The sequence below is a fragment of the Micromonospora sp. PRAS1 genome, assembly GCF_059553435.1.
The window spans coordinates 25887-51677 of the sequence record NZ_JCANNB010000011.1; the positions used below are offsets into that span (position 1 = coordinate 25887).

General features: G+C 71.9%; 21 protein-coding genes and 1 pseudogene. 6 read left to right on the top strand and 16 right to left on the bottom strand.

The annotated features are described in order from the left end of the window. Positions 1–39 precede the first annotated feature (39 nt). Entirely contained in the window at positions 40–1914 is a 1875-nt protein-coding gene (locus tag AC507J_RS12825; protein ID WP_496289356.1) for a Xaa-Pro dipeptidyl-peptidase, read from the top strand. A 91-nt stretch (positions 1915–2005) separates the two neighbouring features. Here the strand turns inward: AC507J_RS12825 and AC507J_RS12830 are convergent, their stop codons facing one another. The 7 genes from AC507J_RS12830 to argS all read right to left on the bottom strand — a co-directional run bounded on the left by AC507J_RS12830 (position 2006) and on the right by argS (position 9601). Beyond that, positions 2006–2395 carry an AtzH-like domain-containing protein gene (locus AC507J_RS12830; protein ID WP_496289357.1) on the bottom strand — a complete coding sequence of 130 codons (390 nt, stop codon included), beginning with the start codon at positions 2393–2395 and terminating at the stop codon, positions 2006–2008. 20 nt (positions 2396–2415) lie between these two features. Further along, the gene (locus AC507J_RS12835) at positions 2416–4182 is read right to left on the bottom strand and encodes a permease family protein (protein WP_496289358.1); all 1767 of its coding nucleotides are present in this window, start codon (positions 4180–4182) and stop codon (positions 2416–2418) included. 12 nt (positions 4183–4194) lie between these two features. Continuing rightward, a complete protein-coding gene (locus AC507J_RS12840; RefSeq protein WP_496289359.1) occupies positions 4195–4887 on the bottom strand; it encodes a cysteine hydrolase family protein in 693 nt (230 codons plus the stop codon). Positions 4888–4899: 12 nt separating this feature from the next. Then, the gene (gene biuH, locus AC507J_RS12845; protein WP_496289360.1) at positions 4900–5589 is read right to left on the bottom strand and encodes a biuret amidohydrolase; all 690 of its coding nucleotides are present in this window, start codon (positions 5587–5589) and stop codon (positions 4900–4902) included. Next, positions 5586–7034 carry an allophanate hydrolase gene (gene atzF / locus AC507J_RS12850; protein ID WP_496289361.1) on the bottom strand — a complete coding sequence of 483 codons (1449 nt, stop codon included), beginning with the start codon at positions 7032–7034 and terminating at the stop codon, positions 5586–5588. Before atzF ends, biuH begins: the two co-directional genes overlap by 4 nt. A 98-nt stretch (positions 7035–7132) precedes the next feature. Further along, positions 7133–7798, bottom strand: a complete 666-nt coding sequence (locus AC507J_RS12855) for a GntR family transcriptional regulator (RefSeq protein WP_496289362.1) — start codon at positions 7796–7798, stop codon at positions 7133–7135. Positions 7799–7882: 84 nt separating this feature from the next. Continuing rightward, complete coding sequence (gene argS / locus AC507J_RS12860; RefSeq protein ID WP_496289363.1) at positions 7883–9601, bottom strand: arginine--tRNA ligase; 1719 nt, start codon at positions 9599–9601, stop codon at positions 7883–7885. Between the two features lie 374 nt (positions 9602–9975). On the opposite strand from argS, the pseudogene AC507J_RS12865 reads away from it, so the two are divergent. After that, a pseudogene (locus tag AC507J_RS12865) lies at positions 9976–10143 on the top strand (ATP-binding cassette domain-containing protein); the annotation flags it as partial. A 33-nt stretch (positions 10144–10176) separates the two neighbouring features. Here the strand turns inward: AC507J_RS12865 and AC507J_RS12870 are convergent. Both AC507J_RS12870 and AC507J_RS12875 read right to left on the bottom strand, forming a co-directional pair. Next, a complete protein-coding gene (locus AC507J_RS12870) occupies positions 10177–10821 on the bottom strand; it encodes a response regulator (protein ID WP_496289364.1) in 645 nt (214 codons plus the stop codon). Then, on the bottom strand, positions 10818–11921 hold the full coding sequence (locus AC507J_RS12875; RefSeq protein ID WP_496289365.1) for a sensor histidine kinase: 1104 nt from the start codon (positions 11919–11921) through the stop codon (positions 10818–10820). Before AC507J_RS12875 ends, AC507J_RS12870 begins: the two co-directional genes overlap by 4 nt. Positions 11922–12032: 111 nt before the next feature. Here AC507J_RS12875 and AC507J_RS12880 point away from each other — a divergent pair, with 111 nt between their 5' ends. After that, complete coding sequence (locus AC507J_RS12880) at positions 12033–12770, top strand: ABC transporter ATP-binding protein (RefSeq protein ID WP_496289366.1); 738 nt, start codon at positions 12033–12035, stop codon at positions 12768–12770. Next, positions 12767–13534: an ABC transporter permease gene (locus tag AC507J_RS12885; protein ID WP_496289367.1), complete on the top strand. Its 768-nt coding sequence runs from the start codon at positions 12767–12769 to the stop codon at positions 13532–13534. Before AC507J_RS12880 ends, AC507J_RS12885 begins: the two co-directional genes overlap by 4 nt. Before the next feature lie 89 nt (positions 13535–13623). Here the strand turns inward: AC507J_RS12885 and AC507J_RS12890 are convergent, their stop codons facing one another. Then, positions 13624–14427, bottom strand: a complete 804-nt coding sequence (locus tag AC507J_RS12890) for a hypothetical protein (RefSeq protein ID WP_496289368.1) — start codon at positions 14425–14427, stop codon at positions 13624–13626. A gap of 218 nt (positions 14428–14645) precedes the next feature. Between AC507J_RS12890 and AC507J_RS12895 the strand changes: the two genes are divergently transcribed. Further along, positions 14646–17690, top strand: a complete 3045-nt coding sequence (locus AC507J_RS12895; RefSeq protein ID WP_496289369.1) for a tetratricopeptide repeat protein — start codon at positions 14646–14648, stop codon at positions 17688–17690. Between the two features lie 157 nt (positions 17691–17847). Here the strand turns inward: AC507J_RS12895 and AC507J_RS12900 are convergent, their stop codons facing one another. The 5 genes from AC507J_RS12900 to AC507J_RS12920 all read right to left on the bottom strand — a co-directional run bounded on the left by AC507J_RS12900 (position 17848) and on the right by AC507J_RS12920 (position 23019). After that, on the bottom strand, positions 17848–19245 hold the full coding sequence (locus tag AC507J_RS12900; protein ID WP_496289370.1) for an LLM class flavin-dependent oxidoreductase: 1398 nt from the start codon (positions 19243–19245) through the stop codon (positions 17848–17850). Then, the gene (locus AC507J_RS12905; RefSeq protein WP_496289371.1) at positions 19242–20162 is read right to left on the bottom strand and encodes a TauD/TfdA dioxygenase family protein; all 921 of its coding nucleotides are present in this window, start codon (positions 20160–20162) and stop codon (positions 19242–19244) included. Before AC507J_RS12905 ends, AC507J_RS12900 begins: the two co-directional genes overlap by 4 nt. Positions 20163–20262: 100 nt before the next feature. Then, entirely contained in the window at positions 20263–21168 is a 906-nt protein-coding gene (locus tag AC507J_RS12910) for an ABC transporter permease (protein ID WP_496289372.1), read from the bottom strand. After that, entirely contained in the window at positions 21161–21994 is an 834-nt protein-coding gene (locus AC507J_RS12915; RefSeq protein ID WP_496289373.1) for an ABC transporter ATP-binding protein, read from the bottom strand. The genes AC507J_RS12910 and AC507J_RS12915 overlap by 8 nt, the downstream gene beginning before the upstream one ends. Next, the gene (locus tag AC507J_RS12920) at positions 21991–23019 is read right to left on the bottom strand and encodes an ABC transporter substrate-binding protein (RefSeq protein ID WP_496289374.1); all 1029 of its coding nucleotides are present in this window, start codon (positions 23017–23019) and stop codon (positions 21991–21993) included. Before AC507J_RS12920 ends, AC507J_RS12915 begins: the two co-directional genes overlap by 4 nt. Positions 23020–23481: 462 nt before the next feature. Here AC507J_RS12920 and AC507J_RS12925 point away from each other — a divergent pair, with 462 nt between their 5' ends. After that, positions 23482–23979, top strand: coding sequence for a GNAT family N-acetyltransferase (locus tag AC507J_RS12925; RefSeq protein ID WP_496289375.1), 498 nt, complete (start codon positions 23482–23484; stop codon positions 23977–23979). A 3-nt stretch (positions 23980–23982) separates the two neighbouring features. Here AC507J_RS12925 and abc-f read toward each other — a convergent pair whose 3' ends face one another. Then, the gene (gene abc-f, locus AC507J_RS12930; protein WP_496289376.1) at positions 23983–25620 is read right to left on the bottom strand and encodes a ribosomal protection-like ABC-F family protein; all 1638 of its coding nucleotides are present in this window, start codon (positions 25618–25620) and stop codon (positions 23983–23985) included. Between the last annotated feature and the right edge of the window lie 171 nt (positions 25621–25791).

Here is a 25791-nt window from a genome sequence, read left to right on the forward strand (position 1 = left end):
GCCGACCCCGGCCGTGCACCCGACCGAAGGGAAACCCCCGTGCGTCGACCCCGCCTTCCGGCCCTGTTAGGTGTCGGCCTCTCCAGTGCCCTGGCGCTGGCCGCGGCCCCGAGTCCGGCCGCGGCCACGCCCGCAGCGAGCACGTCACCAGGCATCGTGGTCAGCGACGGCATGACCCAGCCGGTCTTCTCGCTCGCCGACGCGATCGAGGAGCGGGTCTACGTGGAGACCCCGGTGGACACCGACCGCGACGGCAGGCGCGACCGGGTGGCGATCGACATCTCCCGCCCCCGGGAGACCGCCACGGACGGCTTCAAGGTGCCTGTCATCTTCGAGCACAGCCCGTACCGCAAGGGCACCTGGGGTGACGTGCCGTACCCGAGCGTGCTTGTGGACGAGCTGCCGCAGAACGGCCTGACCGGCCGCTCCGGGGCCCGGGCCGCCGACGTCGGGGCGCAGCGCGCGGTGGCGAAGGCCAACCTGCCCGGCCAGTTGGACGACTACTACGTGCCGCGCGGCTACGCGGTGGTGCTCGGCCAGTCAGTCGGCACCGGCGACTCGGACGGCTGCCCGACCAGCGGCGACCAGGCCGAGACGCTCGGCACCAAGGCCGTGATCGACTGGCTCAACGGCCGGGCGAAGGGGTACGACGCCACAGGTGCGCCGGTGACCGCCGACTGGACCACCGGCGCCGTCGGCATGACCGGCGTCTCCTACAACGGCACGCTGCCCAACCAGGTGGCCACCACCGGGGTCGAGGGGCTGCGGACCATCGTGCCGGTCGCCGCGATCAGCAGCTGGTACGACTACTACCGGGCCAACGGCCTGGTCGTCGCGCCCGGCGGATACCAGGGCGAGGACGCCGACATCCTGGCCCAGTACACCGCCGGCCGGGCCCGTGCCGAGGGCGCCTGCGCGGACGAGATCGCCGAGCTGACCGCCCGGCAGGACCGGGTCACCGGCGACTACTCGAAGTTCTGGCAGGACCGCGACTACCTCGACGCAAAGAAGGTCAAGGCCAGCGTCCTGGTGGTGCACGGCCTCAACGACTGGAACGTCCGCACCGAGCACTTCGCCGGCTGGTGGGACGCGCTGGCCAAGCGGAACGTGCCGCGCAAGCTCTGGCTGCACCAGGGCGGGCACGGCGGCCCCGGCAACACCGCCTCGGTGACCCTGCCCGACGGCCGCACCTGGACCTGGAAGCAGACCGAGAACCGCTGGTTCGACTACTGGCTGTGGAACGTCCGCAACGGCATCATGGACGAGCCGACCGCTGTGGTGCAGCGGGAGGACCGGGTCTACACCACCTACCGCAACTGGCCCGATCCGGCCGCCCGCCCGGTCGCGCTGCACCTGGCCGCCGCCGACGCCACCGCCCCCGGCACGCTCACCTCCCGCAAAGCGCCGAAGACCAAGGTCGAGCAGCGCTTTGTCGACGAGGGACGCACCATCGCGCCGAGCACGCTGGTCGCCGGCCCGGACGCGGCGAACCCGCACCGACTCGTCTACCGCTCCCCCGCCCTGACCGACGAGGTCCGCTTCTCCGGGCGCCCGGAGATGCGGCTGCGGATGGCGATCGACAACAAGCCGGGCGCGAACCTGACCGCCTACCTCGTCGACTACGGCCCGACCGGCACGCCGACCGTGGTGACCCGGGGCTGGATGGACCCGCAGAACCGCACAGGCGCCGCCCGCACCCAGCCCGTCAAGCAGGGCAAGCTGTACGACTTCCGGTGGACCCTGGAGCCGAAGGACTACGTCTTCCCGGCCGGTCACCGGATCGGTGTGGTGGTCTTCTCCACCGACCAGGCGCACACCCTGCTGCCGCTGGGCGGCACCGAACTGCGGATCGCCCCCCACCACAGCGAGCTACGCCTACCGGTGGTCGGCGGCCGGTCAGCCCTCGGCTTCTAGCCGCCCCATCTCGGCGTTGATCATGAGGTTGGCGGCAGTCGTTGATCTCCAGGCTGCCGTCAACCTCATGGTCAACGGGAGGAGCTCATGGTCAACGGGAGGAGTCGGTCAGCGGTTCGGAGACGTGGGCGGTGACGATGCGCCAGCCGGCCGGGAGGCGTACCCAGGTCTGGGTCTGTCGGCCGGTGGCGGCGGTGCCGGCGTACCCGAATCGGGTGGTGACCACCGCGAGGTCCGGGCCGAAGGTGGTGATCACGGGGTCGACCAGCCGGCGGCCGGGTGGCAGCGGGGGTTGTGCGGCGCGCCACTTGCGCTGCTCGTCGAGGCCGTACTGGTGGTCGGCGATGCCGAAGCGTACGGTCCGGTCGGAGTCCCAGAAGTATCCGCAGATCCGGTCCGGATCCCCGTCGACCAGGGCCTGCTCGTAGCCGGCGAAGGCCGCCGTCACCTCGGCGAACACGTCCGACCGGTCGATCTCCATACGATCCCCTCCGGTTCCGGTCATGCGGAGACGGGCCCCCGGTCGGCGGAGCGGCCCGCCTCCGGGTCAGCCGAAACCGGCGCGGAGGCGGCCGAAACCGGCGCGGGATCGGCCGAAACCGGCGCGGGATCGGCCGAAACCGGCGCGGGATCGGCCGAAACCGGCGCGGGATCGGCCGAAACCGGCGCGGAGGCGGCCGGAGCCGGCTCGGGGTCGGCCGCGCCGTGCTGGCGGTCCAGCTCGATCTCCTCGGGCTCGGGGCTCCGGGGCGGATACTTGCCGAGCGCGAAGATCGCGCAGATCACCGCGACGAAGAGGTAGCCGAGCGCGACCTGCCCGTTGGCGTTCCACCGGACCTCCTCGCCATGGATCAGGCCGATGAAGGCGAGCAGCGCCCCCGAGCCGGCGAAGATGGCCGCCTGGGCGAAGCGTTTGTCGATGATGAACGCGACGATCGCGCCGAGCACCAGGCCGGCCAGGATGGCGCCCTCACCGAGGATGCGCAGGCCGTCGTAGACCACCCCGGCGCTGGCCAGGGCCTCGTCGCCGACCTGGGCCGCAGTGGTGCCCGCCGCCGCCAGCACGTTGTTCATCTGCCCGGTCGCCCAGGCCGCGATGTTGGGGATCAGCGCGGCCACCACCGCCGCCGCGTGGGCCCGGGGCGTGGCCTGGAAGGCCTGCGCGCCGATCAGGAGGCCGATGTAGAGCAGGATCGGCACGATCGCCGCGGTCGGGAAGATCGCGCCGAGCAGGGAGAACATGCCGAGGAAGCAGAGCAGCGCGATGACGATCCCGGTCGCCATCGAGTAGCCGCTCCGCCCACCGGCGGCCTTCCAGCCCGGATGGCCGACGTAGACCGCCGGTGGGAACGGCGAGCCGAGGGCGGAGCCGATCACCGCACCGGCACCGTCGGCGAGCAGGACGCTGCGCAGGTTGTAGCTGTCCCCGGCGGTGGCCGCGCTCTCCACGTTTGTCATCGCCTCGGTGAAGTTGTAGACGCCGAGCGGGATCGCGGTGGCCAGCAGCGGCGCCATGTCGGCGAGCCCGCGCCAGAGCAGGTCGAGTTGGAAGCTGGGGAAGGCGAATGCGATGTCCCGCGCCGCCGCCGTGACGTCCGGCACCGACATCGCTCCGCCGAGCCAGCCGATCGCGGTGCCGAGCAGCAGGGCGGCAAGCCCGATCGGGAAGTTGAACGGCAACTTGACGTCGGTGAGCAGACCGATCAGCAGCAGTGCGAAGACCGGCAGGGCGATCCAGGCGAGCCGCCACATCTGGCCGGCCGGGTTCATCGAGATGAAGGTGATGGAGATGCCGGCCAGCGTGCCGAGCAGCGCCGCCCGTGGCGTGTACCGGCGGATGTACGGGCCGACGAACGCGCCGATCAGCACGATCACGCCGATGATGAAGGCCCACGCCAGCCCGGCCTCCCAGGCCCGGAGCGGATCGCCGGTACGCAGGAAGATCGGCAGCATGATGACGAAGATGACGATGAACATGTGCGGCACGCTCGGCCCGTACGGCAGGGCGGTCACGTCGCTGCGGTTCTCCCGGCGGGCCAGCCGTCGGGCCAGGTAGGTGTAGTAGATGTTGCCGGCGACCAGGGCGATGCCGAGCGCCGGCAGGATCGTGCCGAACACCTCCCGCTCGGGCAGGTTCACCACGAAGACACAGAGCCCGGTCAGGGTGAGCACGTTGACCAGGACGTTGACGCCGAACCCGAAGAACGCGTTGGTGTCGCCGCGCACCCAGTACGGGAGCCCGACGGCGGTGGACCTGGTGGAAACCATGGCTGCTCCCGGTCAGCAGGAGGGTTGCAACACGGGGGTGGTGGGCAGCACGGCGAGCACGTCCGTCGAGTCGGCCACCCAGCCGAAGATCCCGCCCTGGGCGGCGATCATGTCGAGCCCGACCCGCTGGAACTCGGGGAAGTAGGACCCGACGCAGTCGGCGAGCACGAGGCACTCGTACCCGCGGTCGTTTGCCTCCCGGACGGTGGTGTGCACACACACCTCGGTGGTGACCCCGGTGACCAGCAGGCTGTGGATCTTCCGTTCGGCGAGCAGCCCGGCCAGTCCGGTGGCGTGGAAGGCGCCCTTGCCCGGCTTGTCGACGACCGGCTCGCCGGGCAGCGGCGCGAGTTCGTCGACGATGTCGTGGCCGTACTCGCCCCGGATCAGGATCCGTCCCTTGGGTCCGGGGTCGCCGATCCGCATGCTCGGTGCGCCCCGGTTCAGCTTGGCCGGCGGGCAGTCGGAGAGGTCGGGCAGGTGCCCCTCGCGGGTGTGCACGATGGTCAGGCCCGCAGCGCGGGCGCCGGCCAACAGCACCGCCAGCGGCGCGATGGTCCGCCGCAACTGGCCCACGTCGTTGCCCAGGCTCTCGCCGAAGCCGCCGGGTTCCAGGAAGTCGCGCTGCATGTCGATGACGAGCAGCGCCGTGGTCGAGGGTTCGAAGGTGTACGGGGAGGGCCGCGCGGCGGCGATGGTCAACATGGCTCACCTCATTCAGCTGATGGCGGCGATGACGTCCTCGGAGGTGGCGACGCAGCCGAAGACGCCGCCCTGCATGGTCACCATGTGCAGCGCCGCGTCGTGGTTGCCCTTGTCCGTGGCGCCGGTGCAGTCGGAGAGGATGATGCACTCGTAGCCCCGGTCGTTCGCCTCCCGCATGGTGGTGTGTACGCAGACGTCGGTGGTGATGCCGGTGAGGATCAGATGGGTGATGCCCCGGGTACGCAGCACCAGGTCGAGGTTGGTGGCATAGAAGGCGCCTTTGCCCGGCTTGTCGATGACCACCTCGCCGGGCACCGGAGCCACCTCGGGCACGATCTCCCAGCCCGGCTCGCCCTTGACCAGGATCCGACCACATGGGCCGGCCGCGCCGATCTCGGCACCGATCCGGGCCGAGCGCCAACGCTTGTTCGGCGGCAGGTCGGACAGGTCCGGATCGTGCCCCTCCCGGGTGTGCACGACAAGCATGCCGAGCGATCGGGCGTGTGCCAGCAGCCGGGCGGTGGCCGGCAGGCCGGCCCGGGTCAGCCCGATGTCGTAGCCCATCGCGTCGACGTAGCCACCCGGCCCGCAGAAGTCGGTCTGCCAGTCGATGCAGAGCAGGGCGGTACGCGCGGTGTCGGCCGCGCCGTCGTACGGCCAGGGATAGGGGTTCGCCGTCACCGGCCCGATCCGGCCCATCATCGCTCTCCTCCCGGGGTCAGCTGTGCGGCGGCGAGCGGATGCTCCCCGTCCTCGACGGATTCGCTGCCGTCGGCGGGAAACCCGGTGCCGCCGGCAGTGGGCCCGGTGCCGAAAGCGGCGGCGAGTTGGGCCAGGGTGGTGTCGGTGAAGGCCGGGCCGACCAGGGTCAGGCTCGCCGGGCGGCCGGCGGCGGTGAACCCGTTCGGCACGGTCGCCGCGGCCAGGTCGAGCAGGTTCGCGAACTGGGTGTAGCGGCCGAGCATCGCATTGCGCCCGATCGGGTCCTCGGCGATCTCGTCGAGCGTGAAGGTGGTGCCGACGGTGGGCACCACCAGCACGTCGATCTCCTGCCAGAGCTTGTCGATCCGGGCCCGCAGTTCGCGCAGCCGATGCCAGCCCCGGAAGGCGTCGATCGCGGTGTAGCGCCGCCCGGTCTCCAGCACGGCCCGGGTGACCGGCAGGACCGCCTCGGGGTGTGCCCGGAGGAATCCGTCCAGCCCGGTCAGCCGCTCGGCCACCCAGGGCCCCTGGTAGAGCAGGTCGCCCGCCTCGGTGAAGGCGGCCAGCGGCACCTGACGGGTCTGTGCGACCAGATCGCGCAGCCGTTGAACCCCGGCGGCGAACCGGACCGCCTGCCCCGCGTCGCCGAAGAACTCGAGGTCTTCGGCCCGGGGCACGCCGAGGCGTAGCGTCCCCGGCATGCGGGCTACCACCCGCTCCACCGGCAGCGACCGCCCCCAGGGATCGGCCGCCGAGACGCCCCGGGCGACGTGCAGCACCGCCAGTGCGCCGGCCACGTCGGTGGCGAAGATCGAGACGCAGTCCAACGAGCGGCAGGCCGGCACCACCCCGGCCGTGCTGAGCAGGCCCCGGGTGGGTTTCAGGCCGACGATCCCGTTAAGCGCCGCCGGCACCCGACCGGAGCCGGCGGTGTCCGTGCCCAGGGCGAAGCAGACCTGGCCGGCGGCGACCGCGACCGCCGAGCCGGAGCTGGAGCCGCCGGAGATCAGACCGCCGCCGAAGACGCTCTCGCAGCTGCCGTACGGCGAACGGGCACCGGTCAGCCCGGTGGCGAACTGGTCCAGGTTGGTTTTGCCGATGAGTAGCGCACCGGCGTCGAGCAGTCGGCGTACCACGGGCGCGTCCTCGACGGCCCGGTAGCCGAACTCCGGGCAGCCGGCCGTGGTGACCAGCCCGGCGACGTCGATGTTGTCCTTGACCGCGAACGGGATGCCGTACAGCGGCAGCGTGACCGGGTCGCCGTCGCGGGTCAGCGACTCGGCCCGGGCGCGCAGGTACCCGGCCGAGAGGGTGCTGATCCAGACCGGTCCCCCGTCCCGCCCCGCCAACCCGGCCAGGACGCGTTCGACCAGCTCGACGGGGGTCAGTCCAGCGTGGAGGTACGCCGACCGCAGCTGCGAAACCGATCCGATCCGCTCTGGCATACAGTCGATTGTCGACAGTCCCGTTACGGGGAAACGCGCCGAATGTAACGACGCGATGACGCACGATCCGGCGTCACCCGGCCGCGCAGGCCGCACTGCTACTTGAGGTACGAGCGCGCCCCGTGCCCGGAGAGCACGGCCAGCACCGCCTCCGGGTCTCCCCCGGCGACGGCCTCGAAGAGCCGCTCGTGCCGGTGCACCCCGTCCAGCGGCTGCGCCGTCTCCGCCTCGCGCCGCAGGTTGATCGCCATGTAGAGCTGTAGTTTCACCAGGATCGAGTCGTACACCGCGGAGAGCTGCCGGTTGCCGGCGAGCCCCACCAGCGCCACGTGGAACGTCCGGTGTGACTCGGCGACGGCCAGCCGATCACCGGCCCGGGTCGCCTCCCGCAGCTGGTCCAGCGCCGCCCGCAGCCCGGCGAGGTCGCTCTCCCGCCGGACCGGGACCGCCGTTCGTACCGCGAACCGCTCCAGCACGTCACGCAGCTCGTACAGCTCTCGTACGTCCCGGTCGGAGAGCGTGGCGACCCGGACCCCGCGCCGGGGAATGTGCTCGACCAGCCCCTGCTGGGCCAGCAACCGCAGCGCTTCCCGCAGGGGTGCCCGGCTGATCCCGAGCCGCCGGGTGAGCTGCTCCTCCACCAGGCGTTCGCCCGGGTCGCTCTTGCCGCTGAGGAGCTCCCGGGTCAGCCGGGAGACCGCGAGGTCCACCAGACTGACACTCTCCAACTCGCCGTCCACCGGCGACGCGGCCACCTCGTTCACCCCGACGAGTCTGCCACCCGCCGCCACGCCAGCCTTGGTGGCGGCCGGCGCAGCATCGGCGCCATCGTGGTTCGCGCCCGACGGCTACATGCGGTCCGGCGTGGCGATGCCGAGCAGGTGCAGTCCTCGGTGCAGGACCCGGGCGGTGAGGTCGCAGAGAGCCAGCCGACTGTCGCGTACCTCGTCGTCGGCGCGCAGCACCGGGCAGTGTTCGTAGAAGCCGCTGAAGGTGGCGGCGAGGGTGTGCAGGTAGCCGGCGAGCCGGTGGAACTCCAGGGTTCGCTCGACGCCGGTGACGACGGTGTCGAAGTTGGCCAGTTCGAGGGCGAGTGCGTGCTCGGCCGGGTGCCCGATCGAGATCGTGCCGGCGGTGAACTCCGTTATGCCGGCGCGCCGGAAGATGGAGCGGATCCGGGCGTGGGCGTACTGGAGGTACGGGGCGGTGTTGCCGTCGAGGGAGAGCATCCGCTGCCAGTCGAAGACGTAGTCCTTGATCCGGTCGGTGGCGAGGTCGGCGTACTTGATGGCGCCGATGCCTACCGCGCGGGCGACCTCGGCGACGGTCGCCTCGGGCAGGTCGGGGTTCTTCTGCCGGGCCAGTTCGGCGGCCCTGGTCACCGCCTCGTCGAGCAGTTCCACGAGTTTGATCGAGCCGCCGGTCCGGCTGCGCAGCATCTTGCCGTCCGGGCCGAGGATGGAGCCGAAGCCGACGTGTTCGGCCGTCGCCGGTGGGCTGAGCCAGCCGGCCTGCCGGGCGACCGCGTACACCATCTCGAAATGCTGCCGTTGCGGCAGCCCGACGACGTAGAGCAGCCGGGTCGCGCCGAGGTCCCGGATGCGGTGGCGGATCGCGGCGAGGTCGGTGGCGCCGTAGCCGTACCCGCCGTCGCGTTTGCGCACGATGATCGGCAACGGCTGCCCGTCGCGGCCGGTGAAGCCGTCCGGGAAGACGCAGGCCGCGTCGCCGCTGTCGCGCAGCAACCCGAGCCGGTCCAACTCGTCGGTGACCGGGGCGAGCATGTCGTTGTAGTAGCTCTCGCCGCAGAAGTCCTGCTCGGTGAGGAGGACTCCGAGCTGGTCGTAGACGGTGAGGAAGTACTTCTCCGACTCGGCGACCAGCAGCCGCCACAACCGCAGGGTCAGCTCGTCGCCGCCCTGCAGGGCGACCACCCGTAGCCGGGCCCGTTCCTTGAACGTGTCGTCGGCGTCGAACTTGACCCGGGCCGCCTTGTAGAACGAGTCCAGGTCACCAACGGACAGCTCGTGGACGGCCGCCGACTCGCCCAGGTCGAGCAGGTGCTCGATGAGCATCCCGAACGGGGTGCCCCAGTCCCCCAGGTGGTTGGCCTTGATCACCCGGTGCCCGCGCCAGGTCAGCAGCCGTACGGCGGCGTCGCCGATGACTGTCGACCGGAGGTGCCCCACGTGCATCTCCTTGGCCACGTTCGGCGCCGAATAGTCCACGATCACCGTCTCGGGCGCGGCGTTGGGCGCGACGCCGAGCCGGTCGTCGGCGGCCATCGCCGACAGCAGGGGGCCGAGTGCCGGGTCGGCGACCGTCAGGTTGATGAAACCCGGACCGGACACCGCCACGGCCGAGCAGAGGTCCGTCAACTCCGCCCGGTCGAGTACCTCGGTGGCGACGTCCCGTGGCGGGCGGCCGAGCCGACGCGCCAGGGACAGTGCCGCGTCGGACTGGTAGTCCGCGTGCTGGGACCGCCGCACGACCGGGTCGACCGGTCCGCCGGCCACCGCCGAGAACGCCGGGGCCAGCCGGTCGGCCAACAACTTCTCAAGATCCATTAAGGTACGCCAATCTCGCTCCGATCCGCCCACGGCAGGCAGGCGGATCTTCCGGAAAATGCTCGGAGCGCGGATCGACCAACGACCACGGAGACCTGGCGGATCGATCCGCCGGTCGCAGAAAGTGGTCAGCTCAGGCGGTTGAGGACGGCTCGCAGGCGAGCCAAGCGTCGCTCACGTCGAAGGACGGAACGGAGTCCAACCGCGAAACTGGCCACGGCTACACCCTAACGGTTCGGCTCGGTCGACCACAGTCAGGTCAGGAGTCGGCGAATCATTCGCGCAGGGTACGCAGAATGCGGGTCAACTCGGCCCGGTCGGCGTCGTCGAGGTGGCCGAAGAAGCGGTCCGCCTCGGCCCGGCGGGCCGCCCGCTCGCGCGGCCACCGCTTCTCCGGCGGCGAGAAGCAGCGCCTGGCCATCGCCCGTACGCTGCTGCGTGACCCGCGCATCCTGGTGCTCGACCACGGGCGGGTCGTCGAGGCCGGCGACCACGACAGCCTGCTGGACCGCAACGGCCGCTACGCCACGCTGGCCGCCTGAGCGCGCCCGGCCCGGGAGGACCGCCGCCGAGAGCTAATCCAGGATGCCCTCGTGCAGGGCGCGGAGCACGGCGTTCGTCCGGTCCCGGGCACCGAGCTTGGTGAGGATCGTGGAGACGTGGTTCTTGACGGTCCCCTCGGCGAGGAAGAGGATTCCGGCGATCTCGCGGTTGCTGTAGCCGTGCGCGACCAGCCGCAGCACCTCCTGCTCGCGTTCGGTGAGCCCCTGCGCGGCGGGCGCGTCCGGTCCGGCCGGTGAGGGTCCGGAGCGGATCGCCCGCAGCATCCGGTCGGTGATCGACGGGGCGATGAGCGTGCCGCCCTCGGCGAGCGTGTGGATGGCCCGGGTCAGCTGTGCCAGTGTCACGTCCTTGAGCAGGTAGCCGCGGGCACCCGCGCGGAGCGCGCCCAGCACCAGCGCGTCGTCGTCGAACGTGGTGAGCACCAGCACCGGGATGTCGACCTCGGCGGCCCGCAGCTGCTCGATCGTCCAGATGCCGTCGAAGCGGGGCATCCGCAGGTCGAGCAGGATCACGTCCGGGGTGGTCTGCTCGATGACGTCGAGCGCGGCCCGGCCGTCGGCGGCCTCGCCGACCACGTCGATGTCGGCGACCTCGAGCAGCCCACGGATGCCCTGCCGGATGAGGGTCTGGTCGTCGACGACCACCACGCGGGTCATGCCGCCGGCACCCGGGCGGTCACCCGGAATCCCCCGTCACCCTCGACGGCCAGGTCACCGCCGAGGGCCTGGAATCGTTCGCGGAGGCCGCGCAACCCGTTGCCGAACACCGGGTTACGTGCGCCGCGCCCATCGTCGCGGGCGTCGAGAACGGTTCCGGCGTCGTCACCGGTGACCGAGATCCGCAGCTGACGCGCCTCGGCGTGCCGGATCGTGTTCGTGATGATCTCCTGCGTCGCGCGGACGAACGCCGCGCCGCGCTCCTCGTCCACCCGTACCCTGGGCGAGACCTCGATCGACACGTCGAGGCCCGGCAGGTCACGAGCCATCCGGCGGAGCGCCTGTTCGAGATCGGGAGTCTCGGTTCGCAGCTGCCCCACGGTGCTGCGTACGTCGCCGAGCAGTTCCCGGGCGACCCGGTCGGCGCGCTCCACGTGCCGCCGCGCCGCCGCGCCGTCGAGGTGCCGGGCGGTCTCCAGTTCGAGGGTCAGCACGGTCAGCTGGTGACCGATCAGGTCGTGCAGTTCCCGGGAGATCCGCAGGCGCTCCTCGGTACGGGCCGATTCCTCGAGCCGGAAGCCGGCCGCCGTCAGCTCGACGTGTGCCGCGGCGAGTTCGCGGCGCATCCGCTGTTCCCGCAGCAGGGTGATCGAGCTGAGCAGCGAGGCCAACTGGATGAGCAGGTAGAAGCCCACCGTCAGGGTCAGCTCCACCGGCTCGGAGGTGGCCGACAGCGCGACGAGGGTGATCACCGCCGTGTTGAGGCCGACCACGATCAGGCCCGCGCGGAGCGGGACCAGGTAGACGCTCACCGCGGCGGTGAAGACCAGCAGGACCGGCAGCAGCCCCAGGTGGCGCGCGGAGAGCACGAGCGCCCAGGCGGCGACGACCGCCACGCCGAACACCACGTGGCGCGAGCGGCCCGACGCGGGCGCGGCCAACGAGGCGAGCAGGGCGCAGAGGAAGAGAACGAAGAGGGCGATCCACAAGCCCTGCGGAATCACCAGCTCGGCGGCGCCGAACAGGCCGGGTACGGCGACCGCGACCGCCACCACGAGCATGGCGAGGCCCGACCACTCCTCCGTGCCGATCCGTCGCATGATCCCAACTCTAGGCCGGTCGCGACCTCGGTCACCCGTGCCGGAAGTCATGGCCGCAGGTGGTTACTTCCGGCACAGGATTCGTCCCGGCCTCGGCCGTAGCGTTCGGTTATGACCAGTTCCGAGCCGGCCATCCTCGCCGAGAACCTCGCCAAGAGCTACGGCCGCACCCAGGCGGTCGTCGATGTGAGCCTGCGGGTCGACAGCGGCGAGACGATGGGCATCCTCGGCACCAACGGTGCGGGGAAGACGACCACCGTCGAGATGATCGCCGGGCTGCGCGGTCCCGACCGGGGGCGGGTACGCGTACTCGGCCTCGATCCGCGCCGCGACCGGGCCCGGCTCCGGCAGGTGCTCGGCGTACAGCTGCAGAACGCCTACCTGCACCATGCCCTGCGCGTCACGGAGCTGATCGACCTGTACCGCAGCTTCTACCCCGCGCCCCGGTCCACCGACGAACTGCTGGACCTGGTCGACCTGGCCGAGCAGCGGCGGACCATCTTCGAGAAGCTCTCCGGCGGTCAGAAGCAGCGGCTCTCGATCGCCCTGGCGCTGGCCGGACGGCCCCGCGTGGTGATCCTCGACGAGCTGACCACCGGGCTTGATCCGGCGGCCCGACGGCGGATGTGGGGCACGATCGAGCGGCTGCGGGCCGACGGGGTGACCATCCTGCTTGTCAGTCACGCGATGGAGGAGGTCGAACGGCTCTGTGACCGGGTCGCCGTCATCGACGCCGGCCGGGTCCTCGCGCTCGACACCCCCACGGGCCTCGTCGCGCGAACGGGCGCGGAGAACCTCGACGACGCGTTCGTCGCGTTGACCGGCAAGGACCTGGAGGTGACGGCATGAGCACCCTCGTCACGGCGCACCGCCCCGGGCTGCGCTCCCTGCTCATCCTCGTCGGCTGCGAGGCGAAGATGGTCATGCGGGACACCGCCGGGCTGATCGTCCCGCTGGGCCTGCCGCTGCTGATCCTGCTGACCAGCGCCGCCTCGGCGACCGACCAGGTCGTGGTGAACGGGCGTACGGCGCTTGACGTGTTCGTGCTGCCGATCGTGCTCACCATGGTCGTCGCCATGATCGGCATCATCAACATGCCTAGTTTCCTCGCCTACTACCGACGCAGTGGCATCCTGCGCCGGCTCGCGGTCACTCCCGCCTCACCGGCCATGGTCCTCGCCGCGCAGGCGATCGTCGGTCTCCTCCAGACGATCATCGGCATCGCGGGGGCGCTCACCGTCGCGTTCGTCGTGTTCGGCGCGAACCCGCCCGTCCACGCCATGACCGCGCTCGGCGTGCTCGGCCTGGCGATGGCGGCGATGTACGCCACCGGCATGATCGTCGCCGCGGTCGCGCCCACCCCGAACTCGGCCGTCGCCATCGGTCTGGTCATCTTCTTCGCCGTCGGCGCCCTCGGCGGCATGTTCGGCGGCCGGGACGCGCTGCCCGAGCCGCTCGCCGAGATCGGTGCCTGGCTGCCCTTCGGTGCCGCCGTCGAGGCGCTCTCGGCCGCCTCGGCCGGCACCGCCGTCGAGGCCGCCCACCTGCTCGGTCTCGGCGGCACGGTCGTGCTGGGTGCCGTGGTGGCGGGTCTGCTCTTCCGCTGGGAGTGAGAGCGACCGGCAACCGGGCGGTCTCGCTGATGGGGGCGTCTCCGGTGGGCAGCCGGACAGCTGCCCACCGGAGACGGAGATCCGTGCCGTCAGCCGGTGTACTTGCCGTTGCGGGTGTCGCCCCACGCGCCGTCGTAGAGCACCGCCCGGTAGCGGTGCACCGAACCCTTCGTCACCTTCTGCCAGTGCCAGGAGGGCACGAAGAAGTCGTGGTGCTTCACGTAGTCGCCGTTGACCTTCCGGTAGTAGATGCGGTGCCGGGCGGCGTTGCCTCCGGTGCAGTTGGTCAGGAGACTGTGCGCGTACATCGCCCGGCCGGTGAAGTCGGCCGAGTAGTAGGTCTTCGCCGGGTGGTGCACCGAGGCCGGCACGGGATACCCGGGCAGCTCCAACCAGTGGTACGGGTCCCAGGCCAGGTCCCAGCAGCTGGTGATGGCCCGCGCCGCCGTACCGCCGGACGAGGGCACCGCGAGGTCGTCGGCGACGACCGGCGACGGTGCGATGCTCCGGCCCGCCAGCTCCGGCGGGGTCGGCGTGCCCGGCGCCGGCTCCGCCAGCAACTCCCGCGGCACCGGCACCGACGCCGGCGTGCTACGCAGGTACGCCGCCAGCATGCCGGACTCGGCGTCGTCGACGAGTGGTCCGTTGCGCTCGACCTGACCGTCCTCCCGCAGGCCCCAGTCGCCGGACTCCGCGTCCCGGGTGAAGGTCACCCGAACGCCGTTCTGATAGCTGAGCCGGGCCAGCTCGATCTCCCGGTCCACCGGTTCGTCGCTGAGCGCCCCCGGCCTCGCCGCGTCGGCGGCGCTCGCCGGCGCGGCCGCCACGGTGGTCAGCGTCGGCAGGACGACCAGTACGGCGAGTAGCGCCCGTCCCGACAGCAGTCTTGTCATGACACCCCCTTGTGCGATCGATCTGCGGCCCCCTCGGCCGCGGACCCGGTCATCGTCGGCCCGAGGGTTCAGGGCTTCGTCAAAGTGGCGTCAAAGCCGCCGGTTTCGCTGCTGTCGCAACGGCGACGCTGGCGTGTTCAGCGCGGCCCGCGAGGCGCCAAATAGAGGTGGACCAACTGCGAGGCGGAAGGCGTCGAATGGCCGTGGCGGAGGATCGGATGCTCAGCCGGCGGTGCGTCTTCGTCGTCGCCGCCGCCGGCTACGGCAAGACGCTCGCCGTACGCGGCTGGCTGCGCGACCGGGCGGCGCGCTGGTGTGACGGTACGGAGGCGGTGGCCGAGGCGATCGACGATCCGGAACGGTTCGCCGCCCGGTGGGGCACGGAGTTGCCCGTCAGCGCACCCGGCTGGCTGGTCCTGGACGACGTGCCACGACTGTCGCGGCGGCAGTCGCAGGCACTGCTGACTGCGGTGGAACTGCTCCCCCGGCGGCTCCGGACGGTGGTGCTGACCCGGCAACCGCCGGCACCGGTCGGGCACCGGCAGGCGGGCCTCCTGGTCGAGTACGGGCCGGCGGAGCTGGCGCTCTCGCCGGAGCAGGTGACGGCGGTTCTCACCGAGCACGGCATGGCCGATCGGGTGCTCGCCACCCGGATCCACGCCGCCACCGCCGGGTGGCCGGCGCTGGTCGCCCTGGCCGCGAAGACCGCCACCGCCAGCGGCGCCGACGGTGCGCAGCTGGCCGAGGCGGGCAGCCCACTGGAGTCGTACCTGGTCCGGGAGGTCTTCGCCGAGTTGCCTGCGGAGCTGCGCCGGTTGCTGCGCGACGCCGCACATCTCGATCCGGTCCATCCCGACCTGTGCCAACTGCTCGGGCACCGGCGCGGCGGGGCGCTGCTGGCCCGGGCGGCCCGGGCCGGCCTGCTGCGTCCGCTGACCGCCGACGGGCAGCGCTACCGCATGGTGCCGATCGTCGCCGAGGTGTTCCGTCGGTGGCTGCCGCTCTCCACCGTCGCGGCGACCCGCCTGCACGCGACAGCCGCGCCCTGGTACGCCGAGCGCGGCTGCCCGGTGCCGGCCCTGCGGTCGTACGCCCTGGTTGGTGCCGCCGAGCAGACGGCCCGGCTGCTCACCGAGCACGGCGCCGGGATGCTCACCTCGGGTGACGCCGAGGAGGTCGTCGCGGCCTACCGGTCGCTGCCCGAGCCCGCCCGCTGCGACGAGCTGCGTCTGCTGCACGGTGAGGCGTTGCAGATCCTCGGTGACTTCGATGCCGCGATCACCGGGTACGCGGCGCTGGCCGGGCGGCGGGAGCAGTTGCCAGCCGGCCTGGCCTGGCGGTACGGCCTGGTGCACTACCTGCGCGGCGAGCCCCGGGGCGCGGTCGACCTCTTCCGGCGCGGTCGGCTCGACCCGCACCCCTCCGTCGACAACGTGCGTCTGCTCGCCTGGAGCGCGGCGGCGTACTGGATCAGCGGGGACGCCACCGGGTGCCGGGACCATGCCCGGCGGGCGCTGGCCGAGGCGGTGGCGGTGGGCGGGAACGACACGCTCGCTGCGGCGCACTCCGCGCTGGCGCTGGCCGCAAAGCTGCGCGGTGACCGGCCGGGCGCCGACGAGCATCACGAGAAGGCGCTGCGGGCGGCCGAGTCCGCCCGGGACACCGTGCAGGTGACCCGCATCCGCGCCAACCGGGCGTCCGCGTTGGTCGGTGAGGGACGTTACGCGCAGGCCCTGGCCGAGCTGCGGCCCGCGGTGGAGCTGGCCCAGGCCAACGGGTACGCCGCGATGCTCGCCCTGGCGCTGTGCAACGAAGGCACCGCGTACGTCCGGCTGGGCCGGCTGGACGAGGCGATGGCGTGCTACGAGCGGGCCGTGCCGCTGCTGCAACGGATGGGCTCCCGCAAGGTCGCGTACGGGCTGCTGGGCATCGGTGAGATCCACGCGCTGCGGGGTCGCGCCACGCTGGCCCGGGCGGCGTACGAGGAGGCGTTGCGGGCCAGCGAGCCGGCCGCCGACCGACAGGCCCAGGTGCCGGCGCTCGCCGGTCTGGCCCGGCTGCTGGCCGGCGAGGACGCCGCCACCGCGATCGCACTGGCCCGGCGCGCGGTCGAGCTGGAACGCGGGCCGGACTCGGCCACCGCCCGGCTCGCGCTCGGCTGGGTGGCCCTGGAGACCGGGGACCGGCGGCAGGCGGCCGAGGTGGCGGCGACGGCCGCCGAGGCGGCCCGGCGACATCGCGACCACGCGGCGTTGGCCGAGGCGCTGGAGCTGCACGGTGCCGCGACCACCGACGCGGAGGCCGCCCGCCGGGTCTGGCGGGAAGCGCTGGCGATGCTGCGGGACATCGGTTCGCGGGTGGCGGCCGACCGGGTGGCGGTGCTGCTGGGCCGGCTGCCGGGCGCGGATGCGGCGGAGCGCCTCGCCGCCCGGCTGGCCGCCGAGCGGTTGACGGCGGTCGGGGTGCCGGTGCCGGCCGCCGGCCAGCCGGCCGATGTGGACCGGGTCCGGGTCCGCACGCTCGGCCGGTTCGAGCTGTTCGTCGACGGCACGCCGGTACCGGCCACCGCGTGGCAGTCCCGCAAGGCGCGGGACCTGCTGCGGATCCTCGCGGCCCGACGGGGCCGCGCGGTGTCCCGGGAGCAACTCGGTGAGCTGCTCTGGCCCGGCCAGGATCCGGCCCGGGTCGGCCATCGGCTCTCCGTGGCGCTCTCCACCCTGCGCGCCGTCCTCGACCCCGAGCGTCGTTGCGGGACGGACCACTTCGTCGTCGCGGCACACGCCAGTCTGGCGCTCGACGTCAGCCACGTCGAACTCGACGTCGAGGAGTTCCTCACCGAGTCCGCGCACGGCCTCCGCCTCGCCGAGCAGGGCGAGCCCGCCGACGCACGGGCCACCCTCCTCCTCGCCGACCGGCGTTACCAGGGCGACTTCCTGGAGGACGAGCCGTACGACGACTGGGCACGGGCCACCCGCGACGAGGCGCGACGCTGCTATCTGCGGGTGGTGCGCCGGCTGGCGGCGCTGGCCCGGCAGGCGCACCAGGTCGACGAGGCCGTCCGGCAGCTCGGCCGGGCACTCGAACTGGAGCCCTGCGACGAGGGCGTGCACGCCGAGTTCATCCGGACGTTGCTGGCGGCGGGCCGCCACGGCGAGGCCGGCGAGGCGTACCGGCGCTACGCCGAGGCGATGTCCGCGATCGGGGTACGACCCCGGGCCCGCGACGACCTCTGCGCCACCGGCGAACCCCGGTCCGCTACCTGAGGGGCGGAGAGCACCGAGTAGGCGGCCGTCGCCACACACAGCACGGCGAACACCGGTCCGCGTCGTACCCGGACCGTCGGGACCGGTCGGGCCCCGACGATCCGGGTACGCGGTGCCGCCGGCCCGGGACCGCCGCCTGGCGCTGGGCCGGCGGCGGTCACCGGGTGGCCGGTTCGGTCACCGGCTCCCGGACGACCGGCACCCCGACGACCGGGTCAACGCTCGGCCGGTGCGGCACCGGCCGGGGCAGCCCGTAGTGTTCGCGCAGGGTACGGCCGGCGTACTCGGTACGGAACAGGCCACGAGCGCGCAGGATCGGCAACACCTGGTCGATGAACTCGGTGAGCCCTCGGGGCAGCACCGCCGGCATCACGTTGAAGCCGTCGGCCGCACCCGCGTCGTACCAGTCCGTGATCAGGTCCGCGACCTGCTCGGGGGTGCCCGCGACGGTGAAGTGGCCGCGGCCACCGCCGAGCCGGGCGATCAGCGCCCGCACGGTGAGCCGGTCCCGGCGGGCCAGTTCGACCACCAGGGTACGGCGACTCTTTGCCCCCTCGATCTCGTCCTCGCTGGGCAGGTTCTCCGGCAGTTCCCGGTCCAGGTGCAGTTCCTCGACGCCGATCTGGAGCAGTTCGGCCAGTTGCGGCAGGGCATACTCGGGTTTGATCAGTTCGGCCAGTTCGTCGGCGTGCGACCGGGCCTCTGCTTCGGTGCCGCCGAGGATCGGCACGATGCCGGGCAGCACCTTGATCCCGGAGGGGTGCCGGCCGTACCGCTGGGCCCGACGTTTGAGGTCCTGGTAGAAGTCGCGGGCCGCACCGAGGCTCTGGTGCGCGGTGAAGACGGCCTCGGCGTACCGGGCGGCGAAGTCGCGGCCGTTCTCCGACGAGCCGGCCTGGACCAGCACCGGATGGCCCTGCGGTGACCGGGGCACGTTGAGCGCCCCGGCGACCCGGTAGAACCGGCCGGTGTGTGCCGGTGGATGGATCCGCTGCTCGTCGCCCCACACCCCGGCCGCCTTGTCGGCGAGGATCGCGTCGTCGGCCCAGCTGTCCCAGAGTTTGCGGGACACCTCGACGAATTCGGCCGCTCGCTCGTACCGCTCGCGGTGCGCCGGCAGGCTGTCCAGGTTGAAGTTACGGGCCGCGTCCAGCCCTGCGGTGGTGACGATGTTCCAGCCGGCCCGGCCGCCGCTGACGTGGTCCAGCGACGCGAACCGGCGGGCCAGGTTGTACGGCTCGTTGTAGGTGGTCGACGCGGTGGCGATCAGGCCGATCCGGCTGGTGCTCGCGGCGATCGCGGTGAGCAGCAGGGTCGGTTCCAGCGCGGTCGCCGGACGGCGGGCCACGTTGCTCCACAACACCGGGCCGTCAGCGAGGAAGACGGAGTCCAGACGGCCGCGTTCGGCGATCCGGGCCAGGTTGCGGAAATGTTCCACGTCGCTGTCGGCGTACGGGTCGCTCTCCGGCAGCCGCCAGGCCGCCTCGTGGTGCCCGACGCTCAGCAGGAACGCGTTGAGGTGAAGCTGGCCGGGCCGGCCCGTCCTGGCCGTCATCGGGCGTCCTGCGGGTTCGGCGTGTAGTGGGCCGCCGCGTCGCCTTCGATCACGTGGCTGTGCCGACCGTCGCGGCCGACCGGCAGGTCACCGGCGACGGTGACCCGGTGCAGCCGGCGCGGCAGGTCGCCGTAGTCGTCCACGGCGTAGTGCTGGGTGGTCCGGTTGTCGAAGAGCACCAGGTCACCGGGGGCCCAGCGCCAGCGTACGACGTTCTCCGGCCGGGTGACGTAGGACTGCAACAGGCGCAGCAGGTCGCGCGACTCGGTCCGGGAGAGTCCGATCAGGCGCTGGGCGAAGCCGCCGATGAAGAGGTTCGGCTCTCCGGTCTCGGGGTGGACCCGGACGACCGGGTGGGCGGTCTGGTAGCGGGTGGAGACGAAGACCTTGTGCCGCTCCTCCGCCTCCGCGCTGCTGAACTGCGGGTGCTGGACGTAGTCGTGGTCGTTGGTGTGCACCGCCCAGAGCCCGTCGGCGAGCCGACGCAGCGACTCGGGCAGGTCGGTGTAGGCGGTGGCGGTGTTCGCGATCAGGGTGTCCCCGCCGTACTCGGGAACGACCAGGCTGCGCAGGGTGGTCGCCTTCGGTGGGGTGAGCACGAATGTGACATCGGTGTGCCAGTTGTTGGCCCGAGCCCCCTTTCCGCCCTCCACCGGCAGGATGTGTTCGCTGCCCGACAGCGACGGCACGGTCGGGTGGGCGGTGGTGAGGTTGCCGAGGGCGGCGGCGAACCGCAGCTGGGCGGCGTCGTCGAGCTGCTGCTGCCGGAAGAACAGCGCCTTGTGCCGCAGCAGTGCGGTGTTGATGGCGGCGATGGTCTCGTCGTCCAGCGGGTCGGCCAGGTCGACGCCGGTGATCTCGGCGCCGATCCGGCCGCCGATGCGGTGTACGCGCACGCGGGTGTCGGTCAGGGTCATCTGGGGTCTCCTTGGGTCGAGGCGGCTCGCGCGACTGGTTCGGGCGGGGACGCGGCCGGGTCGGGTGCGGCCGGGTCGGGTGGGGACGCGGGGGACGCGGTCACTGGGTGCGCCAGGTGGAGAAGCGCCGCTCCAACTGGACGAGAAGCTGGTTGACGAGCAGGCCGATGGCGGAGATCGTGATGATTCCGGCGTACATGTCCGGCACCGCGAAGTTGTACTGGGCGTAGTTGATCAGGTAGCCCAGGCCGGCCTTGGCACCAACCATCTCGGCGGCGATCAGGATCAGGATCGAGTACGCCCCGGCGAGCCGGACGCCGGTGAAGATGGTGGGTACGGCCGCCGGCAGCACCACCTTCTGAAACAGTCGCACCGGACTGAGCCCGAGCGACCGGGCCGACTTGATCAGCAGCGGGTCGACGGTGCGTACGCCGCTGACCGTGTTCAACAGGATCGGCCAGGCGCAGGCGTAGAGGATGATCGCCACCTTGGAGGTCTCGCCGAGCCCGAGGATGAGCACGAAGACCGGCAGCAGCGCCAGGGCGGCGGTGTTGCGGAAGACCTCCAGCAGCGGGTTGAGCAGGGTGGCCACCGGTCCGTACCAGCCGATGACCAGGCCGAGCGGGATGGCGATGACGATTGCCAACCCGAAGCCGCCGAGCGAGCGCAACAGGCTGGCCTGGAGGTGGGTGGTCAGTTCACCGCTGGTGGCGAGGTACCACCAGGCGGCGAGCACCTCGGACAGCGGCGGCAGGAAGGTGGCGTCGACGAGTCCGAGCCGGGGGAAGACCTCCCACGCGGCGGCGAGCAGGCCGATCGCCACGATTCGCTTGGTGGCGGCGGCGAGAGCACCGCCGACGGTCACCGCCCAGACGGTCGCGCGTACGCCCGGACGTCGCGCCGGACCGGCGGCGGACGGCTGTTCCGGTGCCGGCTCGCCCGGAGTGGTCGGGGCCGGGTCGACCGGCCGGGCGACGGTGAGGCTGGACGTGACGGTGCTAGACAAGGCTCGCCTCCTGACGGTCGCGGGCCAGTTCCTGGTCCTGGGCGCGGCTGACCTCGTCGCGCAGCAGGCTCCAGATCTGGTGCCGGTAGCGGGTGAACTCGGGATCCGAACGCAGGTCCTCGGAGTCGGTCCGGCCGGCGAGGGGGATCTCGACGATCTCCTTGATCCGGCCGGGGCGGGAGGTGAGCACGGCGACCCGCTGACCGAGGTAGACCGCCTCCTCGATGCCGTGAGTGATGAAGACGATGGTCTTGCCGGTCTGTTGCCAGATCCGCAGCAGTTCGTCCTGGAGGCTGTCGCGGGTCTGCGCGTCGAGGGCGGCGAACGGCTCGTCCATCAGCAGGATGTCGGGGTCGAAGGCGAGGCTGCGGGCGATGGCGACCCGCTGCTTCATCCCACCGGACAGCTCGTGCGGGTAGCGGTCGTGGAACCCGGCGAGGCCGACCAGGTCCAGGTAGTCGCGGGCCTGCCGGGCCCGGTCCCGGCGGGGCACCCCCTTGGCCTCCAGTCCGAACTCGACGTTGCCCTGCGCGGTGCGCCAGGGCAGCAGCGCGTACTGCTGGAAGACCACGCCCCGATCGAGGCCGGGACCGGTGACGGGTCGCCCGTCGACCAGGATCCGCCCTGCGGTCGGTTCGGCCAACCCGGCGAGCAGGTCGAGCAGGGTGGACTTGCCGCAGCCACTGGGGCCGACCAGGACGAGGAACTCGCCGGTGGCGACGTCGAGGTTGATGTCGTCGAGTGCGGTGACGGCGCGGCCACGGGCCCGGAACACCTTGCCGATCCCGTCGAACCGGATCTTCGGCTGCGGTTCGTCGTGGGTCATGACAGCTCGCCCCCTTCGCGGTACGGATTGAACTCATTGCTGTAGAGGTCGGCCGCGACGACCTTCTTGCCGCGCAGTTCGCCTTCGCGGCTGAGCCACTCCACCCAGGTGCCGAACTCGCTCTCGGCGATCACCCCACCGGGGCCGGCCACGCCGTAGCTCTTCCAGAACTTCAGCTGGCCGTTGTCCTCGTTGCGGGCCCGCTTGCGCAGGATGTCCTCGAACCGGGCGATGACCGTTTCCCGAGGCTGGGTGCGCGACCACTCGATGGCCTTGGCGACGCCGGTGACGAAGGTGCGGACGGTGTCCGGGTTGGCCTTGATGAAGTCGTCCCGGAAGACGTAGCTACCGGCGGTGAAGGTGCCGAGCAGTTCGTGATCGGTGAAGAGCGGCCGGATCCCGCCGCGTTCCAGCGCCAGGTCGCGCAGGGTACCGCCGAGCGCGGCGACGTCGATCTGGCGTTGGCGCAGCCCCTGCTCGGTGTTGACCGGTGGCACCACGACCAGCTCGACCTGCTTGATTTCGTCGTCGTTGAGGCCGTTGCGGGCAAGGTAGGTCTTGACCACCGCCTCTGAGTGGGCACCGAGGGTGTTCACGCCGATCCGCTTGCCGATCAGGTCGCGGGCCGACCGGATCGGGCTCTCGTCAAGGACGTAGAACCCGTTGTAGGTCACCTCGTTGGCGCCGTAGTAGCCGATGACCGCGGTGATCGAGGCATTCGCGGCGGCCAGCTTGACGATCGCGCCGTTGAAGGCGCCGCCGAACTCGGTGTCGCCGGTGGTGGCGGCCTGGATGTCCTGCGGCCCGCTGATCGTGTTGCCGATCCATTTGAGCGTGATGCCGTCGAGGTAGCCGAGGTCTTCGGCGAGTTCGGGCAGGGTGACGGCGCCGACGCTGCCCTGGTAGCGCAGCTCGGTCACCTGTTGGCCGGAGGCGGTGGCGGTGTTGCGGCCGCAACCGGCGAGAGCGGACGCGGCGGTGAGGGCGAGGGCGAGAAGTACGGCCGTGGTCTTCGTTCTGGGCACGGAAGGTCTCCTGGTCGTGCGGGCACGAGGGGGTACGAGACGGCAACCACCAGTTGCGCCGCTGCCGGGTGGGTGGGTCGAAGAAGGTCAGTGGGTGCCGCCGTCTTCGGTGTCGTCATCGACACCGCGCGTCGGGTCGGTGCACCGACCCGACCGGACGGTCGGCGAAGGAAGCTGGGGCGCACGCCGCGAACCGCGGCGGTGCGGGTCGGTCGGGCTGCTCGGGCCGCCCGACTCAACAGATGCCGCTGGCCACCCGGAGAAAGTCGACGAAGCGGCGCCGGATCAGGCGGGTGCTTCGATTCATGCCCGCAAACCTAACCTGCTCAGCACCGACCAGTCAGGAGAAATGTGACCCAGAGCACATATATTTCCCATAGGATAAGAGGGTTATTGGAGGCAGCCCGACGGACCACCCTGCCTGTCGGGCGTCGCTGGTCGGACACGCCCCAGAATGGGGCGGTGAACCCGCTGAGCGTGCGCGATCGTCACCCCGCCGACCTGCCCGACTGTGTCAGATTGCTCGCCGAGGTCCACCACTCGGACGGCTACCCGCTGAACTGGCCGGTCGAGCCGTACCGCTGGTTGTGCCCGCCGGGGCTGCGGCACGCGTGGGTCGCCGAGGCCGACGGTGTCGGGCTGGTCGGGCACCTCGCCCTGCACCACGCCCCACCCGCTGACGACGAGCAGGAGCGCGCGGAGGTGGCCCGGCTCTTCGTCGCGCCCGCCCTGCGTCGGCATCGGGTCGGCACCGCCCTGCTCGGGCAGGCGCGGCGGTGGGCCGCCGAGCACCGGGTCGAGCTGATCCTGGAGGTCGTCGAGGGCCGCCGGTCGCCGGCCGTCGCGCTGTACGAGCGCGACGGCTGGCGACACACCGCCACCGAGCCGGCCGACTGGACCACTCCGGACGGCAGCCCGGTCACCCTGCGGCGCTACGCGCTACCGCCGGACGGGCACTGATTCTCACCCCGCCTCGGGCGCCGGGATCTCGCGCAGCCCGGCGCCGTCGAGTCGCAGCCACCGCCGCACGCCGATGTCGTGCAGGAACCGCTCGTCGTGACTGACCACCACGAAAGCCCCTCGGTAGGCGTCCAACGCGTTCTGCAACTGACCCGCGCTGACCAGGTCGAGGTTGTTGGTGGGCTCGTCGAGCAGGAGCAGGTGCGGCGCCGGCTGGGCGTAGAGGACGCAGGCCAGGGTGGCCCGCAGGCGTTCGCCGCCGGAGAGCACGCCGACCGGCAGGTGGGCCCGATCGCCCCGGAACAGGAACCGGGCCAGCAGGTTCATCCGCTCGGCCGGCGGGCGGTCCGGCGCGTACGCGGCGAGGTTCTCCGCGACCGTACGCTCTGCGTCGAGCAGGTCCAGCCGCTGCGACAGGTACGCCACCCGACCGTCGGCCCGGCGTACCTGGCCGCCCTCCGGTGTCAGCTCACCGCAGAGCAGGCGCAGCAGCGTCGACTTGCCGGCACCGTTGGGTCCGGTCAACGCGATCCGCTCCGGGCCCCGGATGGTCAGGTCGACGCCGTCGCCTGCGAACAACGGCCGGGCGTCGTGCCACATCTGCGTCCGCTCGGCCTCGACCAGGGTCCGGCCGGCCGGCACATTCGTTTCCGGCAGGTCCAGGGTCAGCGTCTGGTCGTCCCGTAGCGCCCGACTGGCCTCGTCGAGCCGGCCCTGGGCCTCGCTGACCCGGTTGGCGTGGGCCTGTCGGGCCCGCCCGGCCGACTCCTGAGCGCTGCGCTTGAGCCCGCCGGCCACGATCCGGGCCAGGCCGGCGTTGCCGAGGTTGCGGGCGGCATTGCCGGCTCGGCGCTCGGCCCGCTCGCGGGCCTGCTGCATCTCCCGCTTCTCCCGCTTGACCTCCTGCTCGGCGCTGCGGACGTTGCGTTCGGCCGCCTCCCGGGCCGCCCGCACCGCCTCCTCGTAGGCGGTGAAGTTGCCGCCGTACAGGCGCAGCTGTCCGCCGTCGAGTTCGGCGATCCGGTCCATCCGGTCGAGCAGCTGCCGGTCATGGCTGACCAGCAGCAGGCAGCCGGACCAGTGTTCGAGGACGTCGTACAGCCGGTGCCGGGCATCGATGTCGAGGTTGTTTGTCGGTTCGTCGAGCAGCAGCACGTCCGGGCGGCGGAGCAGTTGCGCGGCCAGGCCGAGCGAGACGACCTGCCCGCCGCTGAGGGTCTCCAGCCGCCGGTCCAGGGTGACCTCACCCAGCCCGAGCCGATCCAGTTCGGCGCGGCTGCGCTCCTCGACGTCCCAGTCGTCGCCGATCGCGGCGAAGTTCTCCTCGCTGGCGTCGCCGGACTCGATGGCCCGCAGCGCCGCCAGCGCCGGGGCGACGCCCAGCACCTCGGCGACGCTCAGGTCTCCGGTCAGCGGCAGGTTCTGCGGCAGGTAGCCGAGCACGCCCTCGACCGTCACGCCGCCGCCGGTGGGGGTGAGTTCACCGGCGATCAGCCGCAGCAGGGTGGACTTGCCGGCGCCGTTCGGCGCGACCAGGCCGGTCCGGCCGGGCGGCACGGTGAAGGACAGCTCCCGGAACACCGGAGTGTCGTCGGGCCAGGAAAAGGACAGGTTGGTGCAGACGACGCAAGCGTCGAACATGGCAGACAGACCTCTGGAAAGGAAGCCGGGACGCGACCGGCGCCCCGGTCAGGAAGACAGGGCTACGACTGGACAGCCGCCCACCCAGGGGCTGGCTGCGGGGCTGCTCACCCTGAGATGTCGTCGTCTCCCGAAAGCACGTCGCGCTCCCCATTCCCACCGCGCGGTCCT